Here is a 25693-nt window from a genome sequence, read left to right as displayed (position 1 = left end):
CTTATTCTACCATACAATAGTCTATATATTACAGATAATTTTGATTATTTAATATTTTATATGACAAAGTTTACTATTTAATGAAGCGCCTACCTAATGTTGGTTGCTTTGTGAAAAAATCTTACTCTCCCACTTCAATTTCAGTGAAAGATGCGAGCAGCGAAGCAATTCCTCCCTGTTCACCCCTCTTTAACTACCGTTCTTTTTTGAAAAAAACCTCTCATCTCCACCACCAGTTCGCGTTGGTTCAGAAACACCAGCAACCCATAGATCAGCATGCCAATGGCTGCGTCAATAATTATGATGCCAATCGTTCCGATACCTGACAGCTGGGTATTAATAAGATACAAGATAGCGAGCATAATGGCTGAGTTGCCTATCGGCTGAGCGATTGACAGTGTCAACTCACCTAAGCTGTCGCCGATAATCTGTCGGATTCGCACGAAATAGCTGAGATAGAACAATGATACCCTCAGCAAACCGACCGCCGCTGCTACAATTACTATTTCACCTGACAAGCTGGCAAGGAATACGACGAGCGGAATGATGGCCAACTGAAATAATTGCCAATAAAAGCTCCATCTCACTTTTCCTACCGCTATGAATAAACTCCCGCTCGGATTTCCCAAGGCTTTGAACAATCCATACAGACAGAGAATTTGAATGATGATGACGCTCCGCTCCCATTCATCTCCCAGCAAAAGCGGCACAGCATAAGGAGCCAGCACAATCACACCAGCCAATAACGGAGCATTAAAGCTGCTCAGCATATTCGTAATCAGCAAGTAAGCCTTGCGCAATTTACTTGAGTCCAATTGAATTTTCGAAAATACCGGAAATGCCACCCGGTTGATCATGGAATTCAGCTTTTGAACCGGCTGCATGATTAAGTTCATTGCCATACTGTAATAACCAAGCGCCACAGAACCCAGCGTAATCCCGATGATCATTTGATCGATTTTCGTTGTGAAATAATTGATGCTTGTTGAGCCAAGGCGGTACATGCCGAAAGTGACGAATCCTTTGATCGAAGGCCAGGAAAAAATGGCTTGCGGTCTGGTTTCAGGATCGCGGTATCCGCTGATCATCCAAGGGATGCTTCTGAAAAAGGAGGTAACAATATGCCCATACACCAATGACCAAGCGCCAAGACCGGTGAAAGCCGCCAAATAAATAGTCAGCAGGACCCCAATGGCCGTCGCCAAAATTTCGTTCTTCGTAATTTGTGCGAACTCCAATTTTTTCGTCGCAAGCGTCTGAAACTGCAGACCGAAGGGCAAAATCAGAAAACTGATGCCAACTACTTGAATCATGGCAGTCAGACTCGTTTCATCAAACAGGAAGGCAATCAAAGGAGCCGAGAGCAATAAGACGACGAATAGGACCAGCCCGACAAAGAGCGAAAACCAATACAAGCTGGATAACTCAATTTTGGTAACTTTCTCTTTTTGGATAATGGCGTCCGTTATTCCCATTTCCAGGAACAGTTGTGAAAACTGAATAACAATCTGCACCAAGGCAATCAGCCCGAATATCTCCGGTCCCAGCACTCTCCCCAGAATCAGAAGCTGGGCAATTTGCAGAACACTGGTTACCAGCATTGAAATTGAAGTGAGCTTCACGCTATTTGCTGCTTGTTTTTTTAAAGACGCCATAAGCCATTCCTCTAATCACATTTAGTATAAAATCTTTTTCCACATATTCCGGCGCTGCTTCGGAAAGATGCCGTACGGTTTATCTTCCGGAAAATCTTCCGGAAATCCATTCAAGTCAAATGATTCTCTAACGTTAGGCGGTTGCTGCTCGTATCGATAGAGAAACTCGAAATCAATGACTTTGAGCCCTTCCGATGTCAGCAGTATATTCCCCGGATGGAAATCAATCAGCGCATAGCCTTTGTTATAGAAAAATTCATTGATACTGAAAATTTCCTGTTTATGCTTTCGTTTTAAGATCTGCTTTTTGATATGCCAGCTTTCCTTCAGCCTATTTGTTTTCAAATAAGGAATGATAATGTAATTCTCCCCACTATCGATGAGTTTCGGAATAAACTCGCACTCCTTGCTCAATTCCCCATAAACAAATTTCTCACGTTCAAGAAACCGTTCCTTGCCGGCCTTATAGGTTTTTTTAACAGCTTTTCTTCCCCGGTATTCAATCACTTCCACTTTGGCTCGCCGCTTTTTCTCAGAAACATCGGCTATCACTTTTTCGTCAGTCCGGTAAGCTTCATCCCACTCAGTGATAATGGCATTGATTTCTTGCAGGAGGTCTGGTGCAACTGCAGCAATATAGTCTAAAGCCTCTATTTCGTCATCCGCACTGTGAAGGGGATTGGCGCGTTCTTCCTTCGATAAAGTGAAATTGATTTCTGAACGCAGCTGCTCTTTCAATAAATAATGTTCGTTCGAGACATGCGGATATTTTTTCTTCATTTTTGCATTCAGCGGTTTTGGATGGTAGTCATACATGATCAGCAAAGTGGATGGCTTGCCTCCGCTTACCGGCCATGGACCCTGCCCCCAATTTCCGCCTCTCATGCTCTGAGCCGCGTTTCTTTTCTGCTCTTCGTCGAGTTTGACCGCCCGGATCAGGCATAAACCGTTGCGTTCGAACCAGTCGATGATTTTGTCGGTCAATTGGCGTTCTTCCGCCCATTCCCGTACAACAAAAACCATCAGTTCCCCGTCTTTTTCAAAATTATGTTCACTCGATTTGATAGTAGATTCCAGCCAATCGCCGCTGACACCAATCAATTTCCGGATCGTGTCGGTAGAAGGAGCCCAGCCTTCCTCTTCCAAAAATTGATGAAAGTATTCCAAGCTGACTTCATCCAGTTGAGTATTCGTCTCTTTGGCCAGGCTTTGAAGAATTCCAGGATAGTCATGATCATGCGGAATCTTCTTTACGGTCCCACCTGATTTGGCTGGAATGCCAGATTTTTCACCTTTGTGGTAGACCGCGTGATACATCAGGCTGAGAAAATAATGACGCTTGGACGGAACGAAATACTTGCTGCTCCATCGTTCGCGTTGATCCAATATCGTTTCAGCGATGTAGGGCGGATAATAAGCGATATTGTTAAAATTGCTGCCCGGCAGTCCGCTTACGCTGTAAATATCAAAAGGCAAAATACCGACTTTTTCGTTAAGCAAATCACGCACAGTTTCAATGTGATCATCTGATATCAACAGATCCACGTCTTCGTCAAGTTCCAAGAAAGGAAGTTCATCAAACCAGCGCAATATAACATAGTTCAGTTTTCGTTCATTTAAAATTCCAAAAAAACGTTCAAGTCCAAGTTCTGGCGATAAATATTGCCGAGCCGCTTTTTCCTTTCGGTGGCTCCGCCTGAAAACGATGCCAGTCCGGGTTTCTTCAGAGTTGCCAGAAAAGGTTTCAAAGCGAAATTCCCACTTTTTCTTCCGGGCTAATTTATAAGCCCATAAAGGCAGAAAGCTTGCACGATCGATGACTTTAGCTGGAATAAAAAGAATCAGATCAGCTGAAGAATGAAACGCATTCTTTAGATCCATAAAATCAGCTTTGTTCAAAATCAGCACTTCAGCATTGTTTTTATAGCTTATGGTCTTTTCATTTGTATAATACAAATCGGGATCCCGGTTGCCTTCTGGCTTTCTTGTTGTACAGATACCCAGAAAGTTATCGTAGCCCCAAGCTGCTAACTGATTTTTCAGATTGCTGGTTTCAGCATTGTATTCCAGGATTTTTACTGCCTGGTTTTTCGGATACGAAGCCCTTATATATTCACTGACTGTCGGCTGAATCGCCATCACCTAATTCCCCCTTATCCACCGGCATACATGACAATGCGCATTTCGTCATTTGCGCGCATACTGTTTATCAAAATACTGCTGGTATTCGCCGCTAATGATTTGCTCCCACCATTCCTTGTTTTCAAGAAACCAGTCAACGGTCTGGGCGATTCCCGCTTCAAAATCATAGACAGGCCGCCAGCCCAATTGCTCAATTTTTGTCGGATCGATCGCATATCGCTTATCATGCCCTAAGCGATCTTCAACAAATTCGATCAAGTTTTCCGATTTACCCAGCGCGCGGATAATGGTGCGCACCACTTCAAGATTTGTCTGTTCGTTATGGCCGCCAATATTGTAGACTTCACCAATTTCGCCACTATGCATCACCAGATCAATCGCCGCACAATGGTCCAACACATGCAGCCAGTCACGGACATTTTTTCCATCGCCATAAACCGGCACTTTCTGATCGTTCAACACCCGGGAAATGGTCAATGGAATCAGCTTCTCAGGAAAATGATAAGGTCCGTAGTTATTCGAACAGCGGGTGATATTTACCGGCAAGCCGTAAGTTTCGTAATACGCCCTCACTAAAAGATCCGATGATGCTTTGCTGGCACTGTAAGGACTGTTCGGCTGAAGCGGTGTTTCTTCTGTGAAGAAAGTTGCCGGATCAAAATCCAGTTCTCCGTAAACTTCATCAGTTGAGACATGGACAAACTTTTTAATATTCGCTCGCTTGGCTGCATCTAGCAGTACTTGCGTCCCCAAGACATTGGTCCGGATAAAGATTTCTGGATCCGTGATGGACCGGTCGACATGGCTTTCTGCCGCAAAATGGATAACATAAGCGAAATCGACCTGTTCAAACAATTCGCTGACCGTTTGCCGGTCAGCGATATCGATATGGACAAAGCTGTAATTCTGTTTGTTTTCAATTTTTTGATGCTTCGTTAGGTCTCCTGCATAAGTCAAAAAATCCAAATTGTATATATGATATTGCGGATACTTATCAGCCATGTATTGGACAAAATTCCCTCCAATAAAGCCTGCTCCGCCGGTTACAAGTACATTTTCCATGGAGGCGCCCCTTTATAAGTTATTCGGCAAAAGCGATTTTTCAGCCGCAATATCCAACATATATTGACCGTAATCCGTTTTCTTCAACGGCTGCGCCAATTCAATCAATTGCGCTTGGCTGATATAGCCTCTTCGATAAGCAATTTCTTCAATACAGGCAACATACAAACCTTGGCGTTTTTGGATAGCTTCCACGAAATTAGAAGCTTCCAGCAAGGCTTCGTGCGTCCCAGTATCGAGCCAAGCCAAGCCACGGCCCATGACATTGACCTGCAGTTCGCCGCGCTTCAAGTATTCATCGACTACGGAGGTAATTTCCTTTTCCCCACGCGGTGAAGGCGCTACTCCTTTAGCAATTTCAACCACTTGGTTGTCAAAGAAATAAAGGCCTGGAACTGCATAGGAGGACTTTGGATGTTCCGGCTTTTCTTCGATGGAGACGACGTTTAATTCCTCGTCTACTTCAACAACACCGTAAGCTCTCGGATCGGCTACATGACAGCCGAAGATGATGCTGCCCTTTGTCAGTTCTGCCGACTCTTGCAGGCGGCTCCCAAAATCCGATCCGTAAAAAACATTGTCTCCGAGAATCAGCGCCACTGGCGAATCACCGATAAAGCTTTCACCAATCGTAAACGCTTCGGCCAATCCATTTGGCTCTTCCTGAATTGCATATTCCAGTTTGATGCCAAGTTTTTGTCCATTGCCGAGTAAACTTAGAAATCCAGAAATGTCTCTTGGCGTTGAGATGATGAGGATTTCCTTGATTCCCGCAAGCATAAGGACGGACAGCGGATAATAAATCATCGGTTTATCGTATACAGGCAGCATTTGTTTTGAAATCGATTTAGTTAACGGGTAAAGGCGTGATCCCGTTCCACCAGCTAAAATAATTCCTTTCATCATGGATCCCTCATTTCTTAAATTTGAGATAGGCTTTTTTGTGTCACATGAAGTTCGCGGATAATGCCGCAGATCGCTTCGACTGATTCGATCGGCAGGTCACCGTAATATGGTAGTGCCAACACCTGTTGAACAGCCTTTTGTGCATTCGGAAGATTTTCCGGGCGCGCAGACGGCAACTCGCCGTACCATTCAAAATCACTGCACAAAGGATAGAAATACTTTCTCGCAAACACATTGTATTTCTGGAGTTCTTGGTGCACCGTGTCTCTCGACTGCCCAAATATCGCTTCATCGATTTCAATGACAAAATACTGATAACTGCTGGACTTATCTTCAAGAGTCGTCAAAACCCGAATGCCTTCAATGTCCGCTAAATTCTTTTCATATGCTCTTTTGATGGCGTGGCGCTTACTGCGTTCTTCTTCCACCACTTTGAGCACTTCGATACCGACCCCTGCTTGGATTTCATTCAGCTTAGCGTTCAGCCCGGACAATGCCACTTCCTCAGAATTAACAATTCCAAAATTTCGCAACAAATCCAATTGCCTGTCGAGAGATGGGTCGCTGTAGGTCAAGGCCCCTCCTTCAACTGTGTTGAACAACTTCGTTGCGTGGAAACTGAACATTGTCATATCACCGAAGCTGCTAATGGGAACGCCGTGTATTTTGGAACCAAATGCATGGGCGCCGTCGTAAATCACTTTCAGCTTATGCTTATCAGCAATCGCCTGGATCTTTTCGACGTCGCACGGATTGCCAAAAACATGGACACCCAGAATGGCGCTTGTCTTTTCAGTGATCAGCGCTTCGATTTTATCGGCGTCGATATTAAAATTAACCGGATCAATATCGCAAAACACCGGTGTTAGGTTGTTCCAATCCAACGCCTGTACAGTTGCAGGAAATGTAAAAGGTGTCGTAATGACTTCGCCTGTCAGATTTAAAGCTCTTAAGCCAAGCAGCAATGCCAAGGTCCCATTAGAGAACATGGAGATGTGGTCAACTTCCAGGTATTCTTTTAGCTGACTGCTCAATTCATCGTGTTGCGCTCCAAAATTTGTCAACTGTCTGCTGTCCCATACCGTCTTCATGCGTTCAGTGACAGCTGAAATATCCGGTAATAATGGGCGCGTCACATAAATCGGTTGTTCAAAAGTTTTAGCCATTACATTCCCTCCCAAGATACAAAACTTTTTTCCATGAATCAGCCCGTCTTAGCGGGTTTTATCTTTTTTATTACAGGTACCAGCAAATCATAGACCGTATCGAATTCTTCAATTTTCAACAGTTTGGATATCCCAATATAGAGCACTATTCCAATTCCGATTTGCACAAGGATGGTCAAAGCCGCTGGAAAAGAAACAAGTTGGCCAAGTCCATAAACTGCAGCTCCCATTCCAAGGGAAATTGCATAAATTGGCAGCAAGTCCCGAATCTGTTCTTTGACGCTATACGAAATCTCCCGCCCTGAAAAGTAAATATTGATGAACAAGGAAATGTGTGAATCAAGTACAACGGTCGCGACTAAAGCAGTGAGCCCCCAATCCATCCAGATGACAAGGAAAATCAGTACGGTCGGAACGATGGTCTTAATAATTTCCAGATACAAAAATAAATCAGAGCGGCCTTTTACCTGGAGGATATTTAAATTTAAGGCATGGATCGGATACAACATGCCGGCGATGCACAAAAGTTGGAAATAAGGGACCATGGTCATCCACTTTTCACCAAAAATCAAGTAAATCAACGGTTCTGCGACTGCTGCCACTCCCACCATAATCGGAAAGATCAGAAACCCCGAAAGCTTGATGACTTTTTTGAAGCTATTCTTCAACCTTTCTTCCTGGTCTTGGATTCCGCTCAATACCGGATACGTCACTCGTTGAATAGTTGCAGTTAAAGTCTGTGTTGCGACATCGCTGAATTTCGCAGCGTTCGTATAATATCCGAGAGATGCGGCAGTATATTGCTTTCCAATAATGAGGTAATAAACATTGTTATAAGCCGTATCAATCAGCCCTGAAACGAGCAGCTTCCATCCAAAACCGAATAACCGCTTGAACGACACTGTGCTGAAAACCAGTGAGGGCCGCCACCTTCTGTAGAACATCAGCATTAGAGCTTGAACTCCATTCAATGCCAGCATTCGAACCACAAGACTCCATACACCGAAGCCAATCAGCGCCATTGCGACTGCCACTGCTCCAGAAAGCACACTTGCTGCCATATTGACTTTCGCCTGCACTTTGAAGTCTACTTCTTTGGTGAACATCGCTCTTGGAATGATTGAGAATGCATTGATGATGACACCTAAGGCCAGCACTCTGACAATTGAAGTCAATTGTGCTTCATCAAAGAAGTTGCTGATGAGCGGCGCCGATAAGAACAGCACTCCATAAATAAAGATGGATACAGCCAAGTTAAAATAGAAAACTGTCGAATAATCGGTTTGGTTGGCTTTTTGATCACGAATCAACGCTTGCGTAAAGCCGCTATCGACTAGGGAATTCGAAAGTGCCACAAACACCAGTATCATTCCGATTATTCCGAAATCTTCAGGTGCCAATAGACGCGCCAAGATGATTTGGATAATGAACTGGACCCCTTGGTTGCCCATCATATCCCCGAAGCTCCAAAGCAAGCCGCTGATCGTTTTTTTCTTCAATGAATTTTCCTGTTTCATCTGCCGGCTCCTAACGAAAAAAACTTTTACTGCAGATCAACCTATATAACGTCTTAATGTTCAGAAAGTTCAATTCAGTTTAATGCTCCCATAAAAAATATAGGTATATGACATCTTTTTTTAAAAAAATAAATTAACCTCCATTTCAGATACGCTACTTTGTGCTTATTTCTCATTCTTAATTTTCATTCTAACATACTATAAGTCATAAATAACAGATAATTTAGATTATTTTTTTATTTTTATTATGCAAATTATTCCACTATCTATGGCCAAAAAGATAAATGAAGCATTCTTTCGTCAAAATTCCGCGTAAGATGTCTTATGTAATTGTTATATCCTTCCTATTTCTTGTAAAAATCATCAAAGCATTTTTTCAAAAGCTTTTATAGGACAATCTTGCTAACTGACTGGTAATTTCTACTTATAGAATCGGCAAATTTCCTCTATGCCAATTTATCTTTTAAAAACGTCGATTTAACACAAGAAAACAAAAAAACAGTTCCAAAAAGCTCTTGTTACTGAGCTTTGAAACTGTCTTTGTCATTTTATAATTCCATCACTTTCAAATGGTAATTCTTTTAAAAACCCTTCTGAAGAATTCGGGTTTCATGTAAAACTGGCGATACCCTCTTTTCAAGGTCTCTTTTATCCGCAGCTGCTTAAGCAAAATATAAAAACGATCCCGCCTCTTTGTTCGGCTGATGACATGATCATATTTGTAGTTGGTATAGACATTTATCTCATCCAACATCGCTGCGACTTCCTGCAGATGTTCCTGCTTTTTGGAGACGTCAGAGACCTGAACGGCAGTCCAAGATCCCTTGACCTCTACGCGGTAAGCTGCCATGTTTTCATCTATATAATAAACTGTTCCATTTAACGCACCACAGATGACCAATGGATAGTCACCAATTGTTGCATTCAAATAAAATTCCGGCATCTCGGGCATCTTTTCTCGGGAATAGACAATTGAATTTGTAGCGAACAAGTCACCTCCACCTTCAATCACTTCTTCTACTGAAAAGATTCTGTTTTTATGACTCGGCCGGATGGCGGAAACCGTTTTTTTGGTTATAGCAGAGACCCGTTCAGCTGCATGCACACACATGCTGCATTCCGGATGAGCTTCCATGTAATCCACTTGTTTCTGCAATTTATTTGAATCCGTCCAATAATCATCACCTTCACAAATAGCCATGTATTTGCCTCTTGCTCGTTCGTGATTGAATAACTCTACAAGGACACCTTTTGAATATTGATTTTCTGTCTGATAGATCGGTTTGATGATTTCCGGATATTTTTGTTCATACCTTCTTATAATGTCCGCTGTCCCGTCAGTAGATGCATCATCATGGATCAGGATCTCATAAGCAAAGTTTGTTCGCTGCATCAGCATGCTGTCCAAGGCTTCAGCTATAAAATCTTCGTGGTTATAGCTGGTACACTCGATACTCACCATTATCTCTTTTGCCATAAATTACAGACTCCTCTTCGATTAAGTAAGTTTTTGTCATCAGTTATCATGCACAACTCAAATCCCTTTATAGAGATTTCGTTAAATGATGCAGCTACATTCCTGTTGTTTTTCATATTCTAGCACAGAAAACAAGATTAAATGTATTATTCAGATAAATTGACAACAAATTTACATTGGTGTAAATTTCTGTTTTTTACTTATCTGAAATTTGAAAGTTAGCTTTCTGATACCTGACTCTCAATTCTTTATCCCGCAGAATGAGGTTATTCTCTTCCACCGTATTCCCGCGGATAACGTGTCCGTCTCCGATATTAATATAAATTCCCCGCTCTGAACCTTCACGAGGATTGAGAGCCAAATTATTGATGATACTGATATTATGGCTCGGCGTCATCAAGTTATTACCCCCATCACCTGGCCGCACCGCAATATTGTATTCATTGTTATAGGTCAAGTTGCCTTTGATTGTATTCGAGTCTGCTCCGTTTTTGATATCAATTCCATAATAGAAGCCGCTCACTGTATTTTTTTCAATAATGCTGTTCTTTTCACTTTCCACTGTAATGCCCTGCTGATCTGTAAACCCTTTGCGATCTTCTGTTACAACGCATCCTTTAACGAGATTTTGTTTACCGCCTCCGAATAAAGACAGGTGTCCATCTCCGGAATTTCTGACAATACAAGATTCAATCGTATTATAATCCGATGCAAAGTTGATGATGCCGGAACCGTAATTGAATTCACTGGTCACATTTCGTATAAGATTATCATTGGCATGATGAAGATGGATTCCTTGGGAATGATTTTTGGTATAAACATTCTCAATTGAACTTTTTTGGCTGTCTTGCAACAAAATAGCGATATTAGAAACCAGCGATCCACTCTCAGGCATTTTATCACCGATCAAGAAACCACCTTTCAAATGCACATCTGCTGTATCGGTAACCCAAAACACACCATATTGACCATCCGCTTCCGTCTGAAAAATTGCCTGGTCCATAATTATAGTGATTGGCTTTGATATTTTTAAAGCGAAATAACTTTCACCGTATCCGGTAATTGCTTTAAAATCCGGATTCTTGCTTAATTTATAAAGACCCGCCGGAATACGTAAAGTTTCGCCAATCGGGGTTTCATCAATTGCCGTTTGAATGGCCTGCGTATCATCAGTCATGCCGTCACCTTCTGCTCCAAATTGTGTTTTTGCATCTATCTGTTCTTCAGAAAACAAAAAATCCTTTCCCATAAAAAAAACAAGGGTTAATCCGTAGATTCCTAAAAAATATAAAAACCAACGAGTCATTTTATTGGTCATCTTTGACATTCTCCCCTTTAATCAGTACCATATTGACCTTTCAACACTTTGATTAACTTACATACATTCAGTATAAGTCAATAATTCTAAAAATGCACATATTTCTGAATACTATTTATTTTTAAATATTACCCAGTTACCTCCTTATTCTATCCCATTATTCATGGCTTCTTCCAATTAGTTGGATAATAAAGTTGGATTTGTCCTCGCATTTCCCTATTATTTCCGCTATAATCATTATGAGTATCAATTTATTAGAAAATTTAGTTATATTACATAACTTATTTATCCTTCACAAAGAAAAGAGGTATGCATGTGCGTGATTTATTTTTCGAAAAAAAGTATGGCAGGCTATACGAGAAAATTGAAGGAGGAAACTGCGAGGTTTTTGAATTTACCCATACCATCGGAACGGTCTACCATCAATTTATTAAAAAAGAGATTCCTGTCAAAATTGAGGGAGAATCCTATTTTGACCTGGTAACACCTTATGGCTACGGCGGACCATTGATGAGTGGTGTTTCTGAAGAAAACAAAGAAGCGTTGGCGAAGCTTTTTCAAGAATCATTCCAGAGCTATTGCCAGGAAAATCGCATCGTCAGTGAATCGGTCCGGTTCCATCCTGTTTTTTCAAACGCTCAAGATTTTAAATCCTGCTATGAAATCATACATAGGAGGAATACAACAGGAACGAATTTGCAGGCGTACAATGATCCGGTGCAGAATGAGTTTTCTAAATCCTGCAGAAGAAATATACGTAAAGCCCTCAAGAGCGGTGTTTCATTCTCCATCACCATTAACCCACCAGATTTAAAAGATTTTAAACGCATTTACTACTCAACGATGGATCGCAACAAAGCAGCCGACATCTACTATTTCGATGATGAATATTTTTCTGATTGTCTCCGTTATTTTGGCGCTAACATTTTGCTGACCGAAGTCAGTTACGAAGATGAAATTATCGGAATGGGGTTGAGCTTCTTTTACAACGACTTGATCCATACCCATCTCTCCGGGACATTAAAAGAATATCATCACTTGTCTCCCGCTTATGTATTGCAGTATGCACTTGCTTTATGGGGTAAAGACAATGGCATATCGCTAATCCATGACGGCGGCGGACGCACTCAAGATCCCGAAGATAGCTTATTTTTATTCAAAAAGCAATTCGGAAAAAATACGGAATTCGAATATTATTTCGGCTTTAAAATATGGAACGACTCTGTTTATGACGCCTTGTGCGAACAAGTCAAAGTAAGCAGGAAAACAGAGTTCTTCCCTGCTTACCGACAAAAGAAACTGGAGAAAGTATCAAATTGATCATTCCAGTCTTTAGACAGAGGAGGAAGCGAAGAATTTATCGCTTCTTTCTTTTTATTTCCTCTAGGTGCTAATGGGCTGTATTATTATGGGGCTCGCAACATAAAATCAGTTGCAACATATAAGGAGGGGTTCCTTTGAATGATTTGTACTCAAATAAAAATTACTGCCGACTTTATGAATCCATTGAAGATGGAGTTTGTGGAAGTTTTAATTTTATAGACGAACTTGGGACTATTTATCATCAATTCATCAAAAGAAAGATTCCTATCCAGCATCAAAACACGGAATATTATGACCTCACTACTCCCTATGGCTATGGCGGACCTACCATAACTGAGCTGTTTGTGAAGGGGCAAAAGAAAGAATTGGTCGCCCGGTTTTGCAAAGCCTTCAACGCTTATTGCATAGAGCACAACATCGTCAGTGAATTTGTCCGCTTTCATCCACTCAAAGGCAATGCAAAGGATTTCACGTCCTGTTACGAAGTTCACTTCAGGCGCCATACCACAGGCATTACATTAAAAGGGTTTAAAAATCCGGTGCAGGAGGAATTCTCCAGCTCCACACGGAAGAAAATCCGGAAAGCTTTACGGGAAGGTGTAACTTATCGGGTAACAGCAAACCCTGACAATTTAGATCAATTTAAAGACATCTATTTGAAAACGATGGAACGAATCGGCGCAGATCCTCTTTATTTTTTTGATGATACGTACTTTTCCAATTGCCTAGAACACTTTGGGGAAGAGCTCATCTTAGTGGAAGCTTTGTATGAGTCCCAAGTTATTGGTGCAGAACTGCATTTCCGCTCCGGTCCGGTCATACACACCCATCTGTCAGGCAGCCTTTCTGAGTACAACCACCTGTCCCCTGTCTACGTGATGACTTATGCGATTGTCTTATGGGCAAAAGAACGCGGAGTTGAACTGATTCATTCCGGCGGCGGACTTACTACCGCACCTGATGACTCGCTTTATCTCTTCAAAAAGAAGTTTGGCAAGAATACGGAATTCAGCTATTACATTGGCTATAAAATCTGGAATGAAGAAATCTACCGGCAATTAACCGACCTGACAGACTCCGATTCCAATACTGACTTTTTTCCGGCATATCGGCAGGAAGGAATCTCAACTTGAACAAACGGAAAGCAGTTTGAGCTTGTAGACAAAAGAATAAATAGTTCATCCAACGAATAACTACTTATTTCATCGTATTGATATCGAATCCAGCGCTCCAGGCGGACGCGTTCCGCGGGCTCGCGCCGAACTAACTCGGCCTGACGTCCGAGTGGATTTCGGCACTTCGCTTTCCCGCTGGAGTCGCCGCCTTGCGCTCCGGATTCTTGCGTCAAGGGTGACCAGGTTTGCTGGGAGGAACTGACTAGCGGCTTCTTCCTTTGATTAAAGCAACACGTTCCAACCGGTCTGGCCACGAAGACTCCTGTGGAATCTGCGAAAGCTGAAGACCCCGCAGGAACGCAGTGACGAGGAGGCTGAAGCTGAGCCCACGGAACGCGAAGTGGCCGGACCGGTTGGGGATATGCACCTCTATTCATTTTGGTTAGACTTTGTCTACAGTCTGAAACGGAAAGCAGTTTTACTGCTTTCCGTTTGTTTTTATTTTGAAATGAAACCTTCACCGGCTGATCGAAGGGTAACTTATTTAATTCTTTTTAGGAGAGGCACTATCAATCCATAGACCGTTTTCAATTCTGTGATATTCGCGAGTCGGCAAGCGACTAGGTAAAACAGGATTCCAGCAGCAATTTGCAGCAGTAATTGGATGAAAGTGCTTGTCTCCAACATTCCGCCAAGCAGCCACACGGCAGTCCCCATTCCGAACGACAGCAAGTAAACCGGCAGCAAATCGCGCAGTTTTTCTGTAGCTGGATAAGCTACTTCCCGCTTGGAAAAATGGCTGTTGACGAAGAACTCCAAGTAGGTATTCAAAATAGCAGCGCCGATCAATCCGGTGACGCCTAATTCTAGCCATACTGCCAGGAAAAGCAAGACAGTCAACGATAGTTTATTGATGATTTCCAATAGCAGATACAGATCGGACCGTCCTTTCACCTGAAAGATACTCAAATCCAACGCCAAAATCGGATACAGCATCCCGGCAATCGACAGCAATTGGAAATAAGGGACCATAGGCGTCCATTTTTCGCCAAATACCAGAAGCACCAAAGGCTCTCCTACTGCAGCCATGCCTACCATTACAGGAAAAATGAGAAATGCTGCAAGCTTAGTAATCTTTCTATAAGACTGCTTTAATCGCTCATGCTCGTCTTGGATACTGCTGAGAACTGGGTAGGTCACCCGCAGGATTGTCGCAGCCAAATTCTGTGAGACGATTTCACTGAAACGGGAAGCATTTGTGTAATAACCGAGCTGAGTCGCGGAATACTGTCTGCCGATAATGAGAAAATAGACATTCGTATAGAAAGTATCAATCAATCCTGACACGAGCAGTTTCCAACCAAAACCGAATAAGCGCTTAAACGAAACAATACTGAAAACCAATGAAGGAATCCATTTTTTAGACAAAGTGAAAAGCAAGGACTGGATGGCGTTCATCGATAATTGCCGCATTACCAGACTCCATACGCCATACCCTGTCATCGCTAGTCCCACTGCGATAAATCCTGATAATATACTGGAGCTCAGATTAATTTTTGCCTGTGCTTTGAAATTCACTTCTTTAGCGAACATCGCTTTAGGAATGATGGCTAACGAATTGATGATAATTCCAAGAGATAATGCCCTCACCAGCGATACCAGCTGCGGTTCACCGAAAAAATTACTGATGGCCGGTGCCGCAGCGAACAAAAGCAAGTAAATGAGTACAGATATTAATAGATTAAAATAAAAAACGGTCGAATAATCCGTCTGTGTGGCATTGCGTTCCCGTATCAAAGCTTGAGTAAAACCGCTGTCAACAATCGAATTGGACAGCGCAATAAATACAAGGATCATTCCAATCAGCCCAAAATGTTCAGGCAGCAGCATGCGTGCCAAAATGATCTGGATGAGGAACTGGATGCCCTGATTGCCGATCAAATCACCGAAGCTCCACAGCAGACCGCCAATTGTCTTCTTTTTTAATGAAGGTTGTGGTTCCATTTAACGGTCTCCTATCCCCCAGTCTTCTGCCTTATATACAGTCGTACTTACTGGATTAATTTCCATCTCACTTTTCGTATACTATCTGTCAGATTCGGGAAAAAGCGCTTTACTTCAAGCAACACACGCCGCTTTTTTCCAAGCTCTAGATAGACTTCCCGGTACTCTCCCCGTTTCGCTTCGTTAAATTTTCCTTGCTCCCATAAAAGCGAAAACTGATAGCCGCGTTTCGCTTTAGTTAGTGCGTTATTGTATCTGTAATTGGTATACTCATTGATTTCATCGAACATTTTTTCCATATCATGATAATGATTGATTCGTTTCATGCTGGTCGCCAGTTCACGCTCGGTCCACGAACTCTCGATCCCTACCCGGTATGCCGACATGTTCTCATCCAAATAATCGACTGTCCCACGAAGTGCAGCCAAGATGACCAGTGGGTAATCGCCCACCACCGCATTCAAGTAAAACGGCGCTAATAGTTGAACTTTCTCTTTTGAATACACCATCGTATTTGTGGCAACCAGATCTCCTCCGCCTTCTATTACACGTTCAACAGACAAAATCGTATTGCGGCGTTCAGGTCTAACAGTGGAAAGAACTTTCTTCTTATCAGAGAGAACCCGGTCCGCTGCATGGACAGTCATGCTGCAGGCAGGATGGGCTTCCATATAATCGACCTGCTTTTGCAATTTATAAGGGTCTGTCCAGTAATCATCACCTTCACAGACAGCAATGTATTTTCCAGCAGCTCTGTTGTGATTGAATAGTTCAACGCGGACACCTTTTGAATATTGATTTTGGGTTTGATAAATAGGCTTAATCAGAGTGGGGTATTGGTTTTCGTACTGTTTGATCACTCGAGGGCTATGATCGGTTGAGGCATCATCGTAAATTAGAATTTCAACTTCAAAATCAGTTTTTTGCATCAGGAAGCTGTTGATTGCTTCCGCAAGATAATCGCCGTGATTGTAGCTGGTGCAGACAATGCTGACCATTGGGGTAGTTGGCATGAGAGTCACTCCTCTATAATTTAAATTCAACGCATCATAGCGACAAAAGGGAATGGATTTGCCTAAAAGGGTGAAAGAGAACGAATAATGAGCAAAACTGATACTTTATACTCACTTCCGCCATCTTTTTAACATTCTATCACAAAAATAAGTTATAAATATAGATAATTCGTATTATTTCGAAAATAATATTTAGTTTACAAAAATTTAATAGTAAATTATCATTTCAAGTAATTTCCTGTTTTAAATTTGATTTAATGCAAGAGCTGAAACAATAAAATAAGAAAAACTCCTTGAGTGCTAAAGCGACTCAAGAAGTTTTATGAATTATTGCTGTTTTGAATGCCAGGACCAAGCACTGGAAATAATAGCGTGTAAATCATAAGCGGGGGTCCAGCCTAAAGCTCCACCAATTTTATCGGAAGAAGCAACTAAAGTAGCTGGATCTCCTGCGCGTCTTGCAGCGTATTCAACGACAGCCTGTCTTCCCGATATTTGTTGGCAGGTTTCAATGATTTGATTGACTGAATAGCCTGCTCCGTTGCCCAGGTTATAGGTTTCATTAGCAATTTTGCCATTGGCCATTCCTTCATAGGACAGGATATGGGCACGCGCTAGATCTGTCACGTGAATATAATCCCGGACACACGTACCATCAGCCGTCTCGTAATCTGTTCCGAATACAGAAATTTTCGGGCGCTGTCCAAGAAGGTGCTGCAAAACGATAGGAATCAAATGCGATTCAGGATCATGGCTTTCTCCGATTTCTCCTGATTCATGGGCGCCTGCAGCATTGAAATAGCGCAGCACGACATATTGAAAGTCATGAACACGTGCAATGTCCGCCAAAACCTGCTCGACCATCAGCTTCGAACGTCCATATGGATTGATTGGCTTGGTGGCAGTTTCTTCCGTAATCAAATCACTATCCGGTATGCCATAAGTGGCGGCTGTTGAAGAAAAGATGAAGCGCTTGATGCCATGCTCAATCATCTTCTCTAACAGCACTAAAGTTGCACTGACGTTATTGCGGTAATACTTCAGCGGATTTTCCACCGATTCGCCAACCAAGCTATTGGCCGCAAAATGGAATACTGCATCGATGCTGTATGTAGTAAAAATTTTATCCAATACTGCCCGGTCACCTAAGTCGCCTTTGACGAATGTCGCCCGGTCATCGATCAAGTGTTCGAAACCGGTTGTCAAATTGTCCAGTACCACTACTTCGTATGCATCCGCCAATTCCTTGACGGTATGGCTGCCAATGTATCCTGCGCCGCCGCAAACTAATATTGCCATAAATCTTTTTTCCTCCTTTGTCTGTTAAAAGATACGAATACTACCAATTGTACCATTAGCAGAAATTTTTCCGGAGGATTTATTTTATTAAAAACTGCAGACCGCACCTTATTTACCCTATACCGCACCTCGAGCTGCTTTAACCGCACCCCAAACCGCAAAGTCCGCACCTCAAAGGGCGATTTCCGCACCTCGCTCTCTCTTTTCCGCACCTCGTGCCGCACAGTGATTGACACAAAAAACACGTCTCCACGAAGCCCTTGCTTGCGGCTCAGCAGGAAACGTGTTCAGTCTTCTTCCGGCACAAAATAGTTTTGGCTTTCATATACTGCCATGTCTTCTTCCGGCAGGACCAAATTGCCGATGTTCACGGTATTGCCGATAACAACATGGCCATCACCAGCGTCGACATAAATTCCATAGGAAGATTTATCCCGCGGATCTACAGCCATATTGTTCAGGATTTGCGTGTCATAGCTTGGCAGCTGGAGATTTTCGCCGCCATCGCCGCCGCGTACAGCGATATTGTATTCATTGTTGAAGACAATATTCGATTCGATGACATTGGACTCCGAAGCATTTTTAACATCGATGCCATAATAGAATCCACTGACCGTGTTGTTTTCAATTAAGCTGCCGGTTTCACTTTCCACTGTGATTCCCTGCTGATCGTCGTAGCCTGGGCGGTCTTCAGTAACCATGCAATTGAGCACATGGTTATCTTCGCCACCTCCATACAAAGATAAATGACCGTCACCAGAATTTCGCACGACACAAGAATCAATGAGGTTTTGGTTTGAATCAAAGATGATGATTCCCGATCCGTAATTGAATTCCGAAGTTACTTTTCGGACAATATTGTGATCAGAATGGTTTAGGTGCACGCCTTGGGAAAAGTTTTTCATATAAGTGTCTTCGATCGTGCTATTGTCCGTATAGAGAAACAGTATGGCGATATGGGAAGTCAGGTAGCCATCTTCCGGCAAACGCTCTCCCATCAAAAATCCGCCTTTTAAGTGCACATCTTCAGTTTCATTGACCCAAAACACCCCATATTCATCATCTGTATCCGTTTGGAATATCACTTCTTCCATCAGAATCGTGATCGGCTTTGAAATTTTCAGGGCAAAATAGCTGTCGCCGTATCCGGTTACTGCTTTAAGATCGGGGTTCTTGCTAAGCTTGTAAACGCCTGGCGGTATTTCAAGCGTCCCTCCGGCCGGTGTATCGTCAATGGCTTTTTGAATTTCTGTTGTCTTGTCAACAGCTTCATCCAGATTGGCACTGTAACTTTCGCTGCTGTCTTTTGCATCATCTCCTTGAGTCATTTTTTCAACCATCAAAAAGAGAAAACTAAATCCAGCAATACCTAAAAGTATTAGCAGAATAGAACCAAATGTTTTTGCTTTCATGCCAATCACCTCCTTCGATCCAAAATAATCTTATCTATTATCATACATAATATAGGCTTAAAATAACAGTTTGATGTCTGAAAATTCAATTATAAAGGTTTAATAGGGAAATTAGTACTAAAAAACACCACATTCTCAGAGCTGCTCCGAGGGATGTGGTGTTTTGCTTTCATTATTTTTTTGATGCTGTTCGATCGGTTCCGGTTTTGACGGTTCGATTATTATCGCTTCTGCTCCGCTGTCTTTACTGCGCGCAAGCAATTCTTCCCGATGATTTTGGGCAACATCTTCTCTTTTTGAACTCGCTTTGCCTAAAGAAAAAAGAATGGCCATAGTGAACATAAAACCGCCCGTTATTATCGCCCACATACGGTCCACCTCTTGCTGTATAACCCGATTGCTGTCATAAATGTTCTACTCCTTACAATTCCATTATTCTGTTGATTCATACCATCTTACGCTAAATTTTCGGTATTTACTAGCTTCATATGTACCAATAAATTGAAACCTAACCCATCTATTGATTCAATACAGTTAGAACGGTTTGTCAGAATTCTGTCTTTATCTGCTTTTTCCTGTCTTTTCGACCTTTTAAGCACCATATTTTATCCAAAGCTAGATAAATTACAGCTCCTAACGCAGCTCCTGCACTGTCAATCAATACATCTCTAGTTTCTCCGCTCCGTCCTTCAATGAATAATTGATGGATTTCATCCGTCACTGCAAACAATACACACATGCCAAATCCTAAGACCAGTTGTTTCAGTCCACGCAACCCGCTGCTTCTCCAGGCATTTAAACTTAACAAGCTCAATAGTAAATAGGCGATAAAGTGAGCATTCTTTCGGACAAAGGTATGGAAGCTCTCAACGTCAAACTCCAAAGATGGCGCTACCTGATCAATAAAATTCAATAGCGTTGCTACGATGCCTGAGCTCAAATCGCTCGAAGCAGAGCCCGGTTGATGAGAAAGATAAAAAATAACAGCCATCCAGCAGAAGGCCGCTATCCATGAAATACTTTTATATACAGTCATATCACAAATCCTTTACTGTCAAAGTCGTCTTCTATCCACTAAGCTCCATTATAGCATCCTGTCGGTAAAGCGGAAGCTGGCTTTTTGAATCACTGAACGAGTAGTAAGGTAAAAGTACAGCACGTACATCCTAGCTTTTAGTACGGCACTTCCATAGGCTTCGTAAGACCGTCCAGTAGAATCTGCAACAAAAAAGCCTGCTATGGAACGCAGACTTTCGTTTTGAAAAACTTTACTGATTTTTCATGCCTACCTGGTCTCGAACTGTGGCTGTTGAGCGGTATGCCGGGAACAAGTCGGCATGCATTTCTGTTCCTACTGTCTTGCACAGCAACTCGTAAATCTTTCGGTTCCAGATTTTGTAGCTGACATAGAACGTGAATTCCGTATTTTTTCCGAACTGCTTTTTAAACAAATACAATGGATCATCAATTTCTCCTGTTATGCCTCCGCCCTCGTGAATCAAATCCAGTCCGTGTTCTTTCCCCCATAAGGCCAATGCATAGCGCATCACAAAAGCAGAGGATAAATGATGATATTCATCTAAAGTTCCAGAAAGGTGAATATGAATGATTTTCCCATAGATCAGATTCAGCCCCATCGCAATGGCTTTTCCCTTATAAAGCACTTTCACAAGAACAATATGCTCACCGAAATACTTCAGGAGATCATCGAAATACTCGTCGTTAAAATAATAAATAGAATCGGCATTTTTCCGTTTCATAGTCGCGTAATAGATTTGCTTGAATTCTTCCAGGCTAGAAGGATTCATTGTTACTTGATAGTCTACTCCCGCCTCTAAAGCTTTCCGGATGCTTTTTTGCTTGGACTTGGAAAATTCCGATTTCACTGGATTGTCATAGTCCTTTAAATTGGTCCCCGTCGTATAACGGCGGAATGTCAATTCATAGCAGCTACGAAAATCCTGGGCATTCGTCAACAAAGGATGGAACCGGACAAACTCACAAATGATGTTCTCTTTTTGGCAGTATGCTTCAAAAGCATCGTGGAAGTTTTGAACTAACTGGCATTTATGCACTTCTTCGCAATCGGTGATGACAGGGCCCCCATAGCCGTAAGGTGTACTCAGATCATAGTATGCTTCTTCGTTGATGCACACAGGAATGAGACGTTTGATAAACATATGGCGGACGTTTCCCAACGGATGGTGGAATTCAAATATCTCACACCGGCCCCGTTCGATTTGTTCATAAAGTCGACCGTAATTTCTTTCAAAATAAATATCATGCACCTCGAAGATGCCTCCTTTTATACCCAAGCTTTCTTAGAAGCAAAGGCAGACTTATCACATACGAATTTCCATCTGTTTACAATTCCATTCTTTATTTAGATAGTTTATCATAGTCCTACAAATTATCTACCACTAAAAACAGATTTTTTAGATTATTTTAATTATTCTTCATTTACGACATACCGTAAATGACCTATCTACTCTCTTCAGTGCTCAGGGGAACTCGTAACAATGACCAGATTCAACCCTATTATTTGAGATTGCCTTATCGTCAGGAGAACTCACTCATAGTCTTAAGATTGAATTTCCATCCTTTTATGAAGGTTAAAAGGATTAGTTATTTAAAATGAATATACCTATAAATACCTATTTTCTTGTTGACAATATACAATTATTAGAAGATACTCATTTTACATGACTATTTAACTAAAGAGAGGACTAGTTATATATATGCATACCGGTGTTGTAAAATGAAAAAATTCGCAGTTGTTTTATGTATTTTATTTCTAGCTGGCATCGGCTTCTGGTTTTACAGTTTTCAAGTAGAAAAAAACGCTGCCATCCTGGTTTATCAGGATGGCAGCGTAGTGGAATATGACATTCCACCTGTTAGTCAAAACAGCCGAGTGATGGTGCCGATTCGCCAGACAATTACAGCACTGGGCGCTTCAGTCGAGTGGGAGGACAAATCCAAAAAAATAACAACGAAATTCGGCTCTGACACCATCGAGTTGACGGTTGGAAAAAATACCGCTGTAATCAATGGAAAAGCCATAACAATTGCTGCTCCACCCATCATCATTGATGGCAGAACATTGATTCCGCTGGGTTTCCTCTCCGAGAACTTCGGTCAAGAGATCGTTTGGGGCGACCAGTCCAATGTCATTTCCATTACCTCTCCTGAAATTATTGAGGTGAGCAACGATATCGCTGCTCTGGAAGTTCCGGTATTGATGTACCACATTTTGATACCTGGTCGAAATGACACCATCAGCATTGATCCAGCACGGTTTAAAGAACATATGCTGGCTTTGAAATCAGCCGGATATACGTGCATAACCGAAAACGAATTACTGAATTACGTTGAACAAACTAGCGCTCTTCCGAAAAAACCGATCCTCATCACCTTTGATGATGGCTATATCAGCAATTACACAGAAGCCTTTCCCGTCCTGAAAGAACTTGACATGAAAGCAAGCGTCTACGTCATCGCCAGCCGTATTTTTGAAAACGATGGGTTTACAGCTGATGAGTATGAGAAGATTTCCTGGCAGCAGGCCCGGGAAATGGCGGGAACCATCAGCATCCAGAGCCACACATGGGATTCGCATTCAAAACAGTTAAATACCAAAGGACAAAATCGAGGAGTAATTGCCAGTCCTACACAAATTGACAAGGGACTGGAAACGCAGAAAGAATTTGAAGACCGGATCTATACTGATTTTATGGCATCGAAAAATGCCATTGAAGAAAACCTGGGAACCGAAGTCACAGCCATCAGCTATTCTTACGGTGATTATTCTGAGGACACAATTCGCTTGGCAGAAAAAGCAGGCTACAAACTTGCCTTCACCGTAAGCAGCGGCGTGAATACCCAAAGCTCAGCGCCTTTCGAATTAAAGCGTATCACGGCTGACGGGGCGTATTCCGGAAAAAAACTGATCGAAGTAATTGAATCCTATTAAAAAGCAGCGGCCAAGAAAAACTTGGCCGCTGCTTTTACTGTCTGCTCGTTTCAACAGTTTCTTCGATTGTAAATACATTTGTCTCTCGTAACACAGCGTCTCTGGAATTATAAACCACCACTTGAATTTCAGCATCTCTTTCCACTTGCTGTTTTGGAACGCTGAATACGGCCAAGCCCTGCTCAACTGTCTGCCATTCTGCGGCGATTGGTTTTCCATCAATGAGGACTTCAGAAAATCTCGGCGCGCCTTCAATATAAAGTTCGTACGATTCGGGCGTCTCGACAACTTTCTGCGCATTCATTTCAGGATACAGTCCCAGATGATAATCCGGGGACGGCGTTCTGACCAGCTCCGGCATCAAATATTCCGAATAGCGTTTGCCATGCAGCAAATCGTATTGAATCATCTGCAAATCTTTCATTTCCTGAGTTTGACTGCCCATCTGCGACTGCCATTGGTTATATGGAATCACCGCATTCCCCTGCTCACGCATTTCGTCAAGTATGGCCGTGACCGTAGTTCCTTGAACGCCGGCCATCTCAAGTGCGAGTGCACTGAATTGGTTTGGTGTTACGTCCAGTTCTGCGGGTTTATTGCCATCGGATTTCCAGATGAAATAAGGCACTTTATGGGTGGCAATAAAATCATCGTAATCCCCCAGCAGATCGTTGGCGACTTGCGTACCCTCCGTTCCGTAGACCGCTTCGTTATCCGGGAAAGACGGGTAATGGTCTCCAAAAAACACGACGATAGCAGGTTCATCACGCGCTTCAATCAATTCCACCATGCGGCCGAGCTCCCGGTCGATGCTATGCATTTTCTCAGTGAAATTATTTAAGTATTGCCGAGTATCGTCAGGCAAGGTATCAGACTTCAGAAATTCCGATTGTTCGGTCTTGTGATACGGCATATGGCCTTCTGCTGCCACTGCGTGAATAAAATCAGGGCCTTCTGTTTCGTCCAAAGTTGCCATAATCGAATTGGTGATATGCTTGTCTTTTGGAAATCCTTTTCCGGCGTCATTGGAATGATCCAGGTCCATGAATTCCCCTGAGATGAATCGGTTAAAGCCGAGTTGGCGATAAACCGATTCGCGCTGATAAAACCAGCCGTAATAAGAATGAATCGCCGTCGTCTCGTAATCCGCTTCTCTAAAAGCATATGCAGCAGATGGCAAGGGTTGAGTCACATACAATTGGTAAGGGACAAAATTGGCCGGCATAAATTGCATGCTGAAACCGGTCAACGCTTCAAATTCCACATTGGCCGTACCTCCGCCAAATTCAGATGAGTACATGCCGCCATGCAGCGATTCCTCATATAGACGGTGGAAGTTCGGTATTGGATCTTCGGCAAAATACTCTTCGCCGAAAGAATAAGGATCAATAAACGATTCGCTCATCAGGAAAATAACATTTGGCTTTTCTTCAGCAGTTCTTTCAGCCGGCTCGTATTTTTCCGCGAGACCTTTCATGTTTTTTGCAGAGAACCCATCAGGCGGTTCTATATTGGACTGCTTGGCCAACATGACAAAATTCCCGAAGACGCCATTGCGCATCAAAGCCAGCTCCAGCTTCCACCACGTATTTTCGAATTGCGCCTTCTCCATCGGCGAAGCCGGCTTATCGGTCCACAGCATCACCAGGAACAATACAGAAATCAGAAAAACACCAATTTTGATGAACCAGTTCTCCTTCAATTTCGGTATTCCAAAGAAAATGAGCACAGTCAGCACGACAAAGGCCAATCCAATACCAACTAAAAGCGGTGTATTGACACCAATCGGCTGTTCGAGTCCACCAAGTTCCTTAAGCAAAGCAAAGTCACCGACGGAAATCGGCGAACTGCGCAGTTCCATTTTAACTTTATTGGCATAAGCAAAAACAATCAAAAGCCCGCTCATCAAGAGACTCGTGAACATGAACCATTTTCTCGGCAACAGATACAGCAGGTTGAAAAGCGCCAATACCAGCAGCACATTCACCATAAAGCGTTCCGGAAACTCCGACATCCACTCCCGCAGGGGCAAAGTCACCACTTCCCGGATCAGCTGTTCACTGGCATACAGCGTCACCAGCGGCAATCCCGCCATGAAAAACAGCGTCAGCAGCCAAACGGCTATTTTTTTAAAACTTAATATTTTATCCACCCTAAACACTCATTTCTATTGTTGTTGATCGTGAAGATTGATATTTTTTCTAACGATGCTCTACAGCACATAATGACATGTGATTCCGCTATCAGCAGAAGATCTATATTAATAGAAAGAAGTTCATTATGCAGAACACCGGCTGCCCCATACGTTTAT

Annotated in this window: 19 protein-coding genes; 3 read left to right on the top strand and 16 right to left on the bottom strand. The window is 42.5% G+C overall.

The features are described from left to right. Nucleotides 1-179: 179 nt before the first annotated feature. The 8 genes from FQV26_RS04730 to FQV26_RS04695 form a co-directional block, all read right to left on the bottom strand. Entirely contained in the window at nucleotides 180-1655 is a 1476-nt protein-coding gene (locus FQV26_RS04730) for an MOP flippase family protein (protein WP_146556211.1), read from the bottom strand. Between the two features lie 21 nt (nucleotides 1656-1676). After that, complete coding sequence (locus FQV26_RS04725) at nucleotides 1677-3794, bottom strand: protein kinase family protein (protein WP_146557763.1); 2118 nt, start codon at nucleotides 3792-3794, stop codon at nucleotides 1677-1679. A gap of 48 nt (nucleotides 3795-3842) precedes the next feature. After that, nucleotides 3843-4859: a dTDP-glucose 4,6-dehydratase gene (gene rfbB / locus FQV26_RS04720; RefSeq protein WP_146556210.1), complete on the bottom strand. Its 1017-nt coding sequence runs from the start codon at nucleotides 4857-4859 to the stop codon at nucleotides 3843-3845. Between the two features lie 12 nt (nucleotides 4860-4871). Continuing rightward, on the bottom strand, nucleotides 4872-5762 hold the full coding sequence (gene rfbA / locus FQV26_RS04715; RefSeq protein WP_146556209.1) for a glucose-1-phosphate thymidylyltransferase RfbA: 891 nt from the start codon (nucleotides 5760-5762) through the stop codon (nucleotides 4872-4874). Between the two features lie 17 nt (nucleotides 5763-5779). Then, on the bottom strand, nucleotides 5780-6931 hold the full coding sequence (locus tag FQV26_RS04710) for a DegT/DnrJ/EryC1/StrS family aminotransferase (protein WP_146556208.1): 1152 nt from the start codon (nucleotides 6929-6931) through the stop codon (nucleotides 5780-5782). 38 nt (nucleotides 6932-6969) lie between these two features. After that, nucleotides 6970-8448 carry a lipopolysaccharide biosynthesis protein gene (locus FQV26_RS04705; protein ID WP_146556207.1) on the bottom strand — a complete coding sequence of 493 codons (1479 nt, stop codon included), beginning with the start codon at nucleotides 8446-8448 and terminating at the stop codon, nucleotides 6970-6972. A gap of 565 nt (nucleotides 8449-9013) precedes the next feature. Beyond that, nucleotides 9014-9925, bottom strand: coding sequence for a glycosyltransferase family 2 protein (locus tag FQV26_RS04700; RefSeq protein WP_146556206.1), 912 nt, complete (start codon nucleotides 9923-9925; stop codon nucleotides 9014-9016). A 196-nt stretch (nucleotides 9926-10121) separates the two neighbouring features. After that, entirely contained in the window at nucleotides 10122-11243 is a 1122-nt protein-coding gene (locus FQV26_RS04695; protein ID WP_146556205.1) for a right-handed parallel beta-helix repeat-containing protein, read from the bottom strand. 309 nt (nucleotides 11244-11552) lie between these two features. Here FQV26_RS04695 and FQV26_RS04690 point away from each other — a divergent pair, with 309 nt between their 5' ends. Together FQV26_RS04690 and FQV26_RS04685 are read left to right on the top strand one after the other, a co-directional pair. After that, nucleotides 11553-12563, top strand: a complete 1011-nt coding sequence (locus tag FQV26_RS04690) for a GNAT family N-acetyltransferase (RefSeq protein WP_315898432.1) — start codon at nucleotides 11553-11555, stop codon at nucleotides 12561-12563. A 137-nt stretch (nucleotides 12564-12700) separates the two neighbouring features. Further along, nucleotides 12701-13699, top strand: coding sequence for a GNAT family N-acetyltransferase (locus FQV26_RS04685; protein WP_146556203.1), 999 nt, complete (start codon nucleotides 12701-12703; stop codon nucleotides 13697-13699). Nucleotides 13700-14221: 522 nt separating this feature from the next. Here FQV26_RS04685 and FQV26_RS04680 read toward each other — a convergent pair. The 7 genes from FQV26_RS04680 to FQV26_RS04650 all read right to left on the bottom strand — a co-directional run bounded on the left by FQV26_RS04680 (nucleotide 14222) and on the right by FQV26_RS04650 (nucleotide 21697). Next, nucleotides 14222-15685, bottom strand: a complete 1464-nt coding sequence (locus FQV26_RS04680; protein WP_146556202.1) for a lipopolysaccharide biosynthesis protein — start codon at nucleotides 15683-15685, stop codon at nucleotides 14222-14224. A gap of 47 nt (nucleotides 15686-15732) precedes the next feature. Next, nucleotides 15733-16698 (bottom strand): glycosyltransferase family 2 protein, encoded by a 966-nt coding sequence (locus FQV26_RS04675; RefSeq protein ID WP_146556201.1) that lies wholly within the window; start codon nucleotides 16696-16698, stop codon nucleotides 15733-15735. Between the two features lie 327 nt (nucleotides 16699-17025). Then, nucleotides 17026-17997: a UDP-glucose 4-epimerase GalE gene (galE, locus tag FQV26_RS04670; RefSeq protein WP_146556200.1), complete on the bottom strand. Its 972-nt coding sequence runs from the start codon at nucleotides 17995-17997 to the stop codon at nucleotides 17026-17028. A gap of 287 nt (nucleotides 17998-18284) precedes the next feature. Beyond that, a complete protein-coding gene (locus tag FQV26_RS04665; RefSeq protein WP_146556199.1) occupies nucleotides 18285-19409 on the bottom strand; it encodes a right-handed parallel beta-helix repeat-containing protein in 1125 nt (374 codons plus the stop codon). A gap of 135 nt (nucleotides 19410-19544) precedes the next feature. Further along, nucleotides 19545-19778 (bottom strand): hypothetical protein, encoded by a 234-nt coding sequence (locus FQV26_RS04660; RefSeq protein ID WP_146556198.1) that lies wholly within the window; start codon nucleotides 19776-19778, stop codon nucleotides 19545-19547. 178 nt (nucleotides 19779-19956) lie between these two features. Further along, nucleotides 19957-20445, bottom strand: a complete 489-nt coding sequence (locus tag FQV26_RS04655; protein WP_146556197.1) for a VanZ family protein — start codon at nucleotides 20443-20445, stop codon at nucleotides 19957-19959. Between the two features lie 232 nt (nucleotides 20446-20677). Next, entirely contained in the window at nucleotides 20678-21697 is a 1020-nt protein-coding gene (locus FQV26_RS04650; RefSeq protein ID WP_146556196.1) for a GNAT family N-acetyltransferase, read from the bottom strand. Between the two features lie 470 nt (nucleotides 21698-22167). Between FQV26_RS04650 and FQV26_RS04645 the strand changes: the two genes are divergently transcribed. Continuing rightward, a complete protein-coding gene (locus FQV26_RS04645; protein WP_261384262.1) occupies nucleotides 22168-23382 on the top strand; it encodes a stalk domain-containing protein in 1215 nt (404 codons plus the stop codon). A gap of 34 nt (nucleotides 23383-23416) precedes the next feature. Here FQV26_RS04645 and FQV26_RS04640 read toward each other — a convergent pair whose 3' ends face one another. Beyond that, nucleotides 23417-25534 (bottom strand): LTA synthase family protein, encoded by a 2118-nt coding sequence (locus FQV26_RS04640; protein ID WP_146556195.1) that lies wholly within the window; start codon nucleotides 25532-25534, stop codon nucleotides 23417-23419. Between the last annotated feature and the right edge of the window lie 159 nt (nucleotides 25535-25693).

The sequence above is a fragment of the Planococcus sp. CPCC 101016 genome (genome assembly GCF_007859295.1).
In the GTDB taxonomy this organism is placed as follows: Bacteria; Bacillota; Bacilli; order Bacillales_A; family Planococcaceae; genus Planococcus.
This window is presented reverse-complemented; position numbering and strand designations above follow the sequence as displayed.

What these genes read in the sequence shown, in the direction of transcription:
- galE (WP_146556200.1), bottom strand. Translation starts at nt 17,997, where the DNA reads ATGGCAATATTAGTTTGCGGCGGCGCAGGATACATTGGCAGCCATACC.
- FQV26_RS04660 (WP_146556198.1), bottom strand. Translation starts at nt 19,778, where the DNA reads ATGTGGGCGATAATAACGGGCGGTTTTATGTTCACTATGGCCATTCTT.
- FQV26_RS04725 (WP_146557763.1), bottom strand. Translation starts at nt 3,794, where the DNA reads ATGGCGATTCAGCCGACAGTCAGTGAATATATAAGGGCTTCGTATCCG.
- FQV26_RS04700 (WP_146556206.1), bottom strand. Translation starts at nt 9,925, where the DNA reads ATGGCAAAAGAGATAATGGTGAGTATCGAGTGTACCAGCTATAACCAC.
- rfbB (WP_146556210.1), bottom strand. Translation starts at nt 4,859, where the DNA reads ATGGAAAATGTACTTGTAACCGGCGGAGCAGGCTTTATTGGAGGGAAT.
- FQV26_RS04680 (WP_146556202.1), bottom strand. Translation starts at nt 15,685, where the DNA reads ATGGAACCACAACCTTCATTAAAAAAGAAGACAATTGGCGGTCTGCTG.
- FQV26_RS04710 (WP_146556208.1), bottom strand. Translation starts at nt 6,931, where the DNA reads ATGGCTAAAACTTTTGAACAACCGATTTATGTGACGCGCCCATTATTA.
- FQV26_RS04695 (WP_146556205.1), bottom strand. Translation starts at nt 11,243, where the DNA reads ATGACCAATAAAATGACTCGTTGGTTTTTATATTTTTTAGGAATCTAC.
- FQV26_RS04705 (WP_146556207.1), bottom strand. Translation starts at nt 8,448, where the DNA reads ATGAAACAGGAAAATTCATTGAAGAAAAAAACGATCAGCGGCTTGCTT.
- FQV26_RS04690 (WP_315898432.1), top strand. Translation starts at nt 11,553, where the DNA reads ATGCATGTGCGTGATTTATTTTTCGAAAAAAAGTATGGCAGGCTATAC.
- FQV26_RS04675 (WP_146556201.1), bottom strand. Translation starts at nt 16,698, where the DNA reads ATGCCAACTACCCCAATGGTCAGCATTGTCTGCACCAGCTACAATCAC.
- FQV26_RS04645 (WP_261384262.1), top strand. Translation starts at nt 22,168, where the DNA reads ATGAAAAAATTCGCAGTTGTTTTATGTATTTTATTTCTAGCTGGCATC.
- FQV26_RS04730 (WP_146556211.1), bottom strand. Translation starts at nt 1,655, where the DNA reads ATGGCGTCTTTAAAAAAACAAGCAGCAAATAGCGTGAAGCTCACTTCA.
- FQV26_RS04665 (WP_146556199.1), bottom strand. Translation starts at nt 19,409, where the DNA reads ATGAAAGCAAAAACATTTGGTTCTATTCTGCTAATACTTTTAGGTATT.
- FQV26_RS04655 (WP_146556197.1), bottom strand. Translation starts at nt 20,445, where the DNA reads ATGACTGTATATAAAAGTATTTCATGGATAGCGGCCTTCTGCTGGATG.
- rfbA (WP_146556209.1), bottom strand. Translation starts at nt 5,762, where the DNA reads ATGAAAGGAATTATTTTAGCTGGTGGAACGGGATCACGCCTTTACCCG.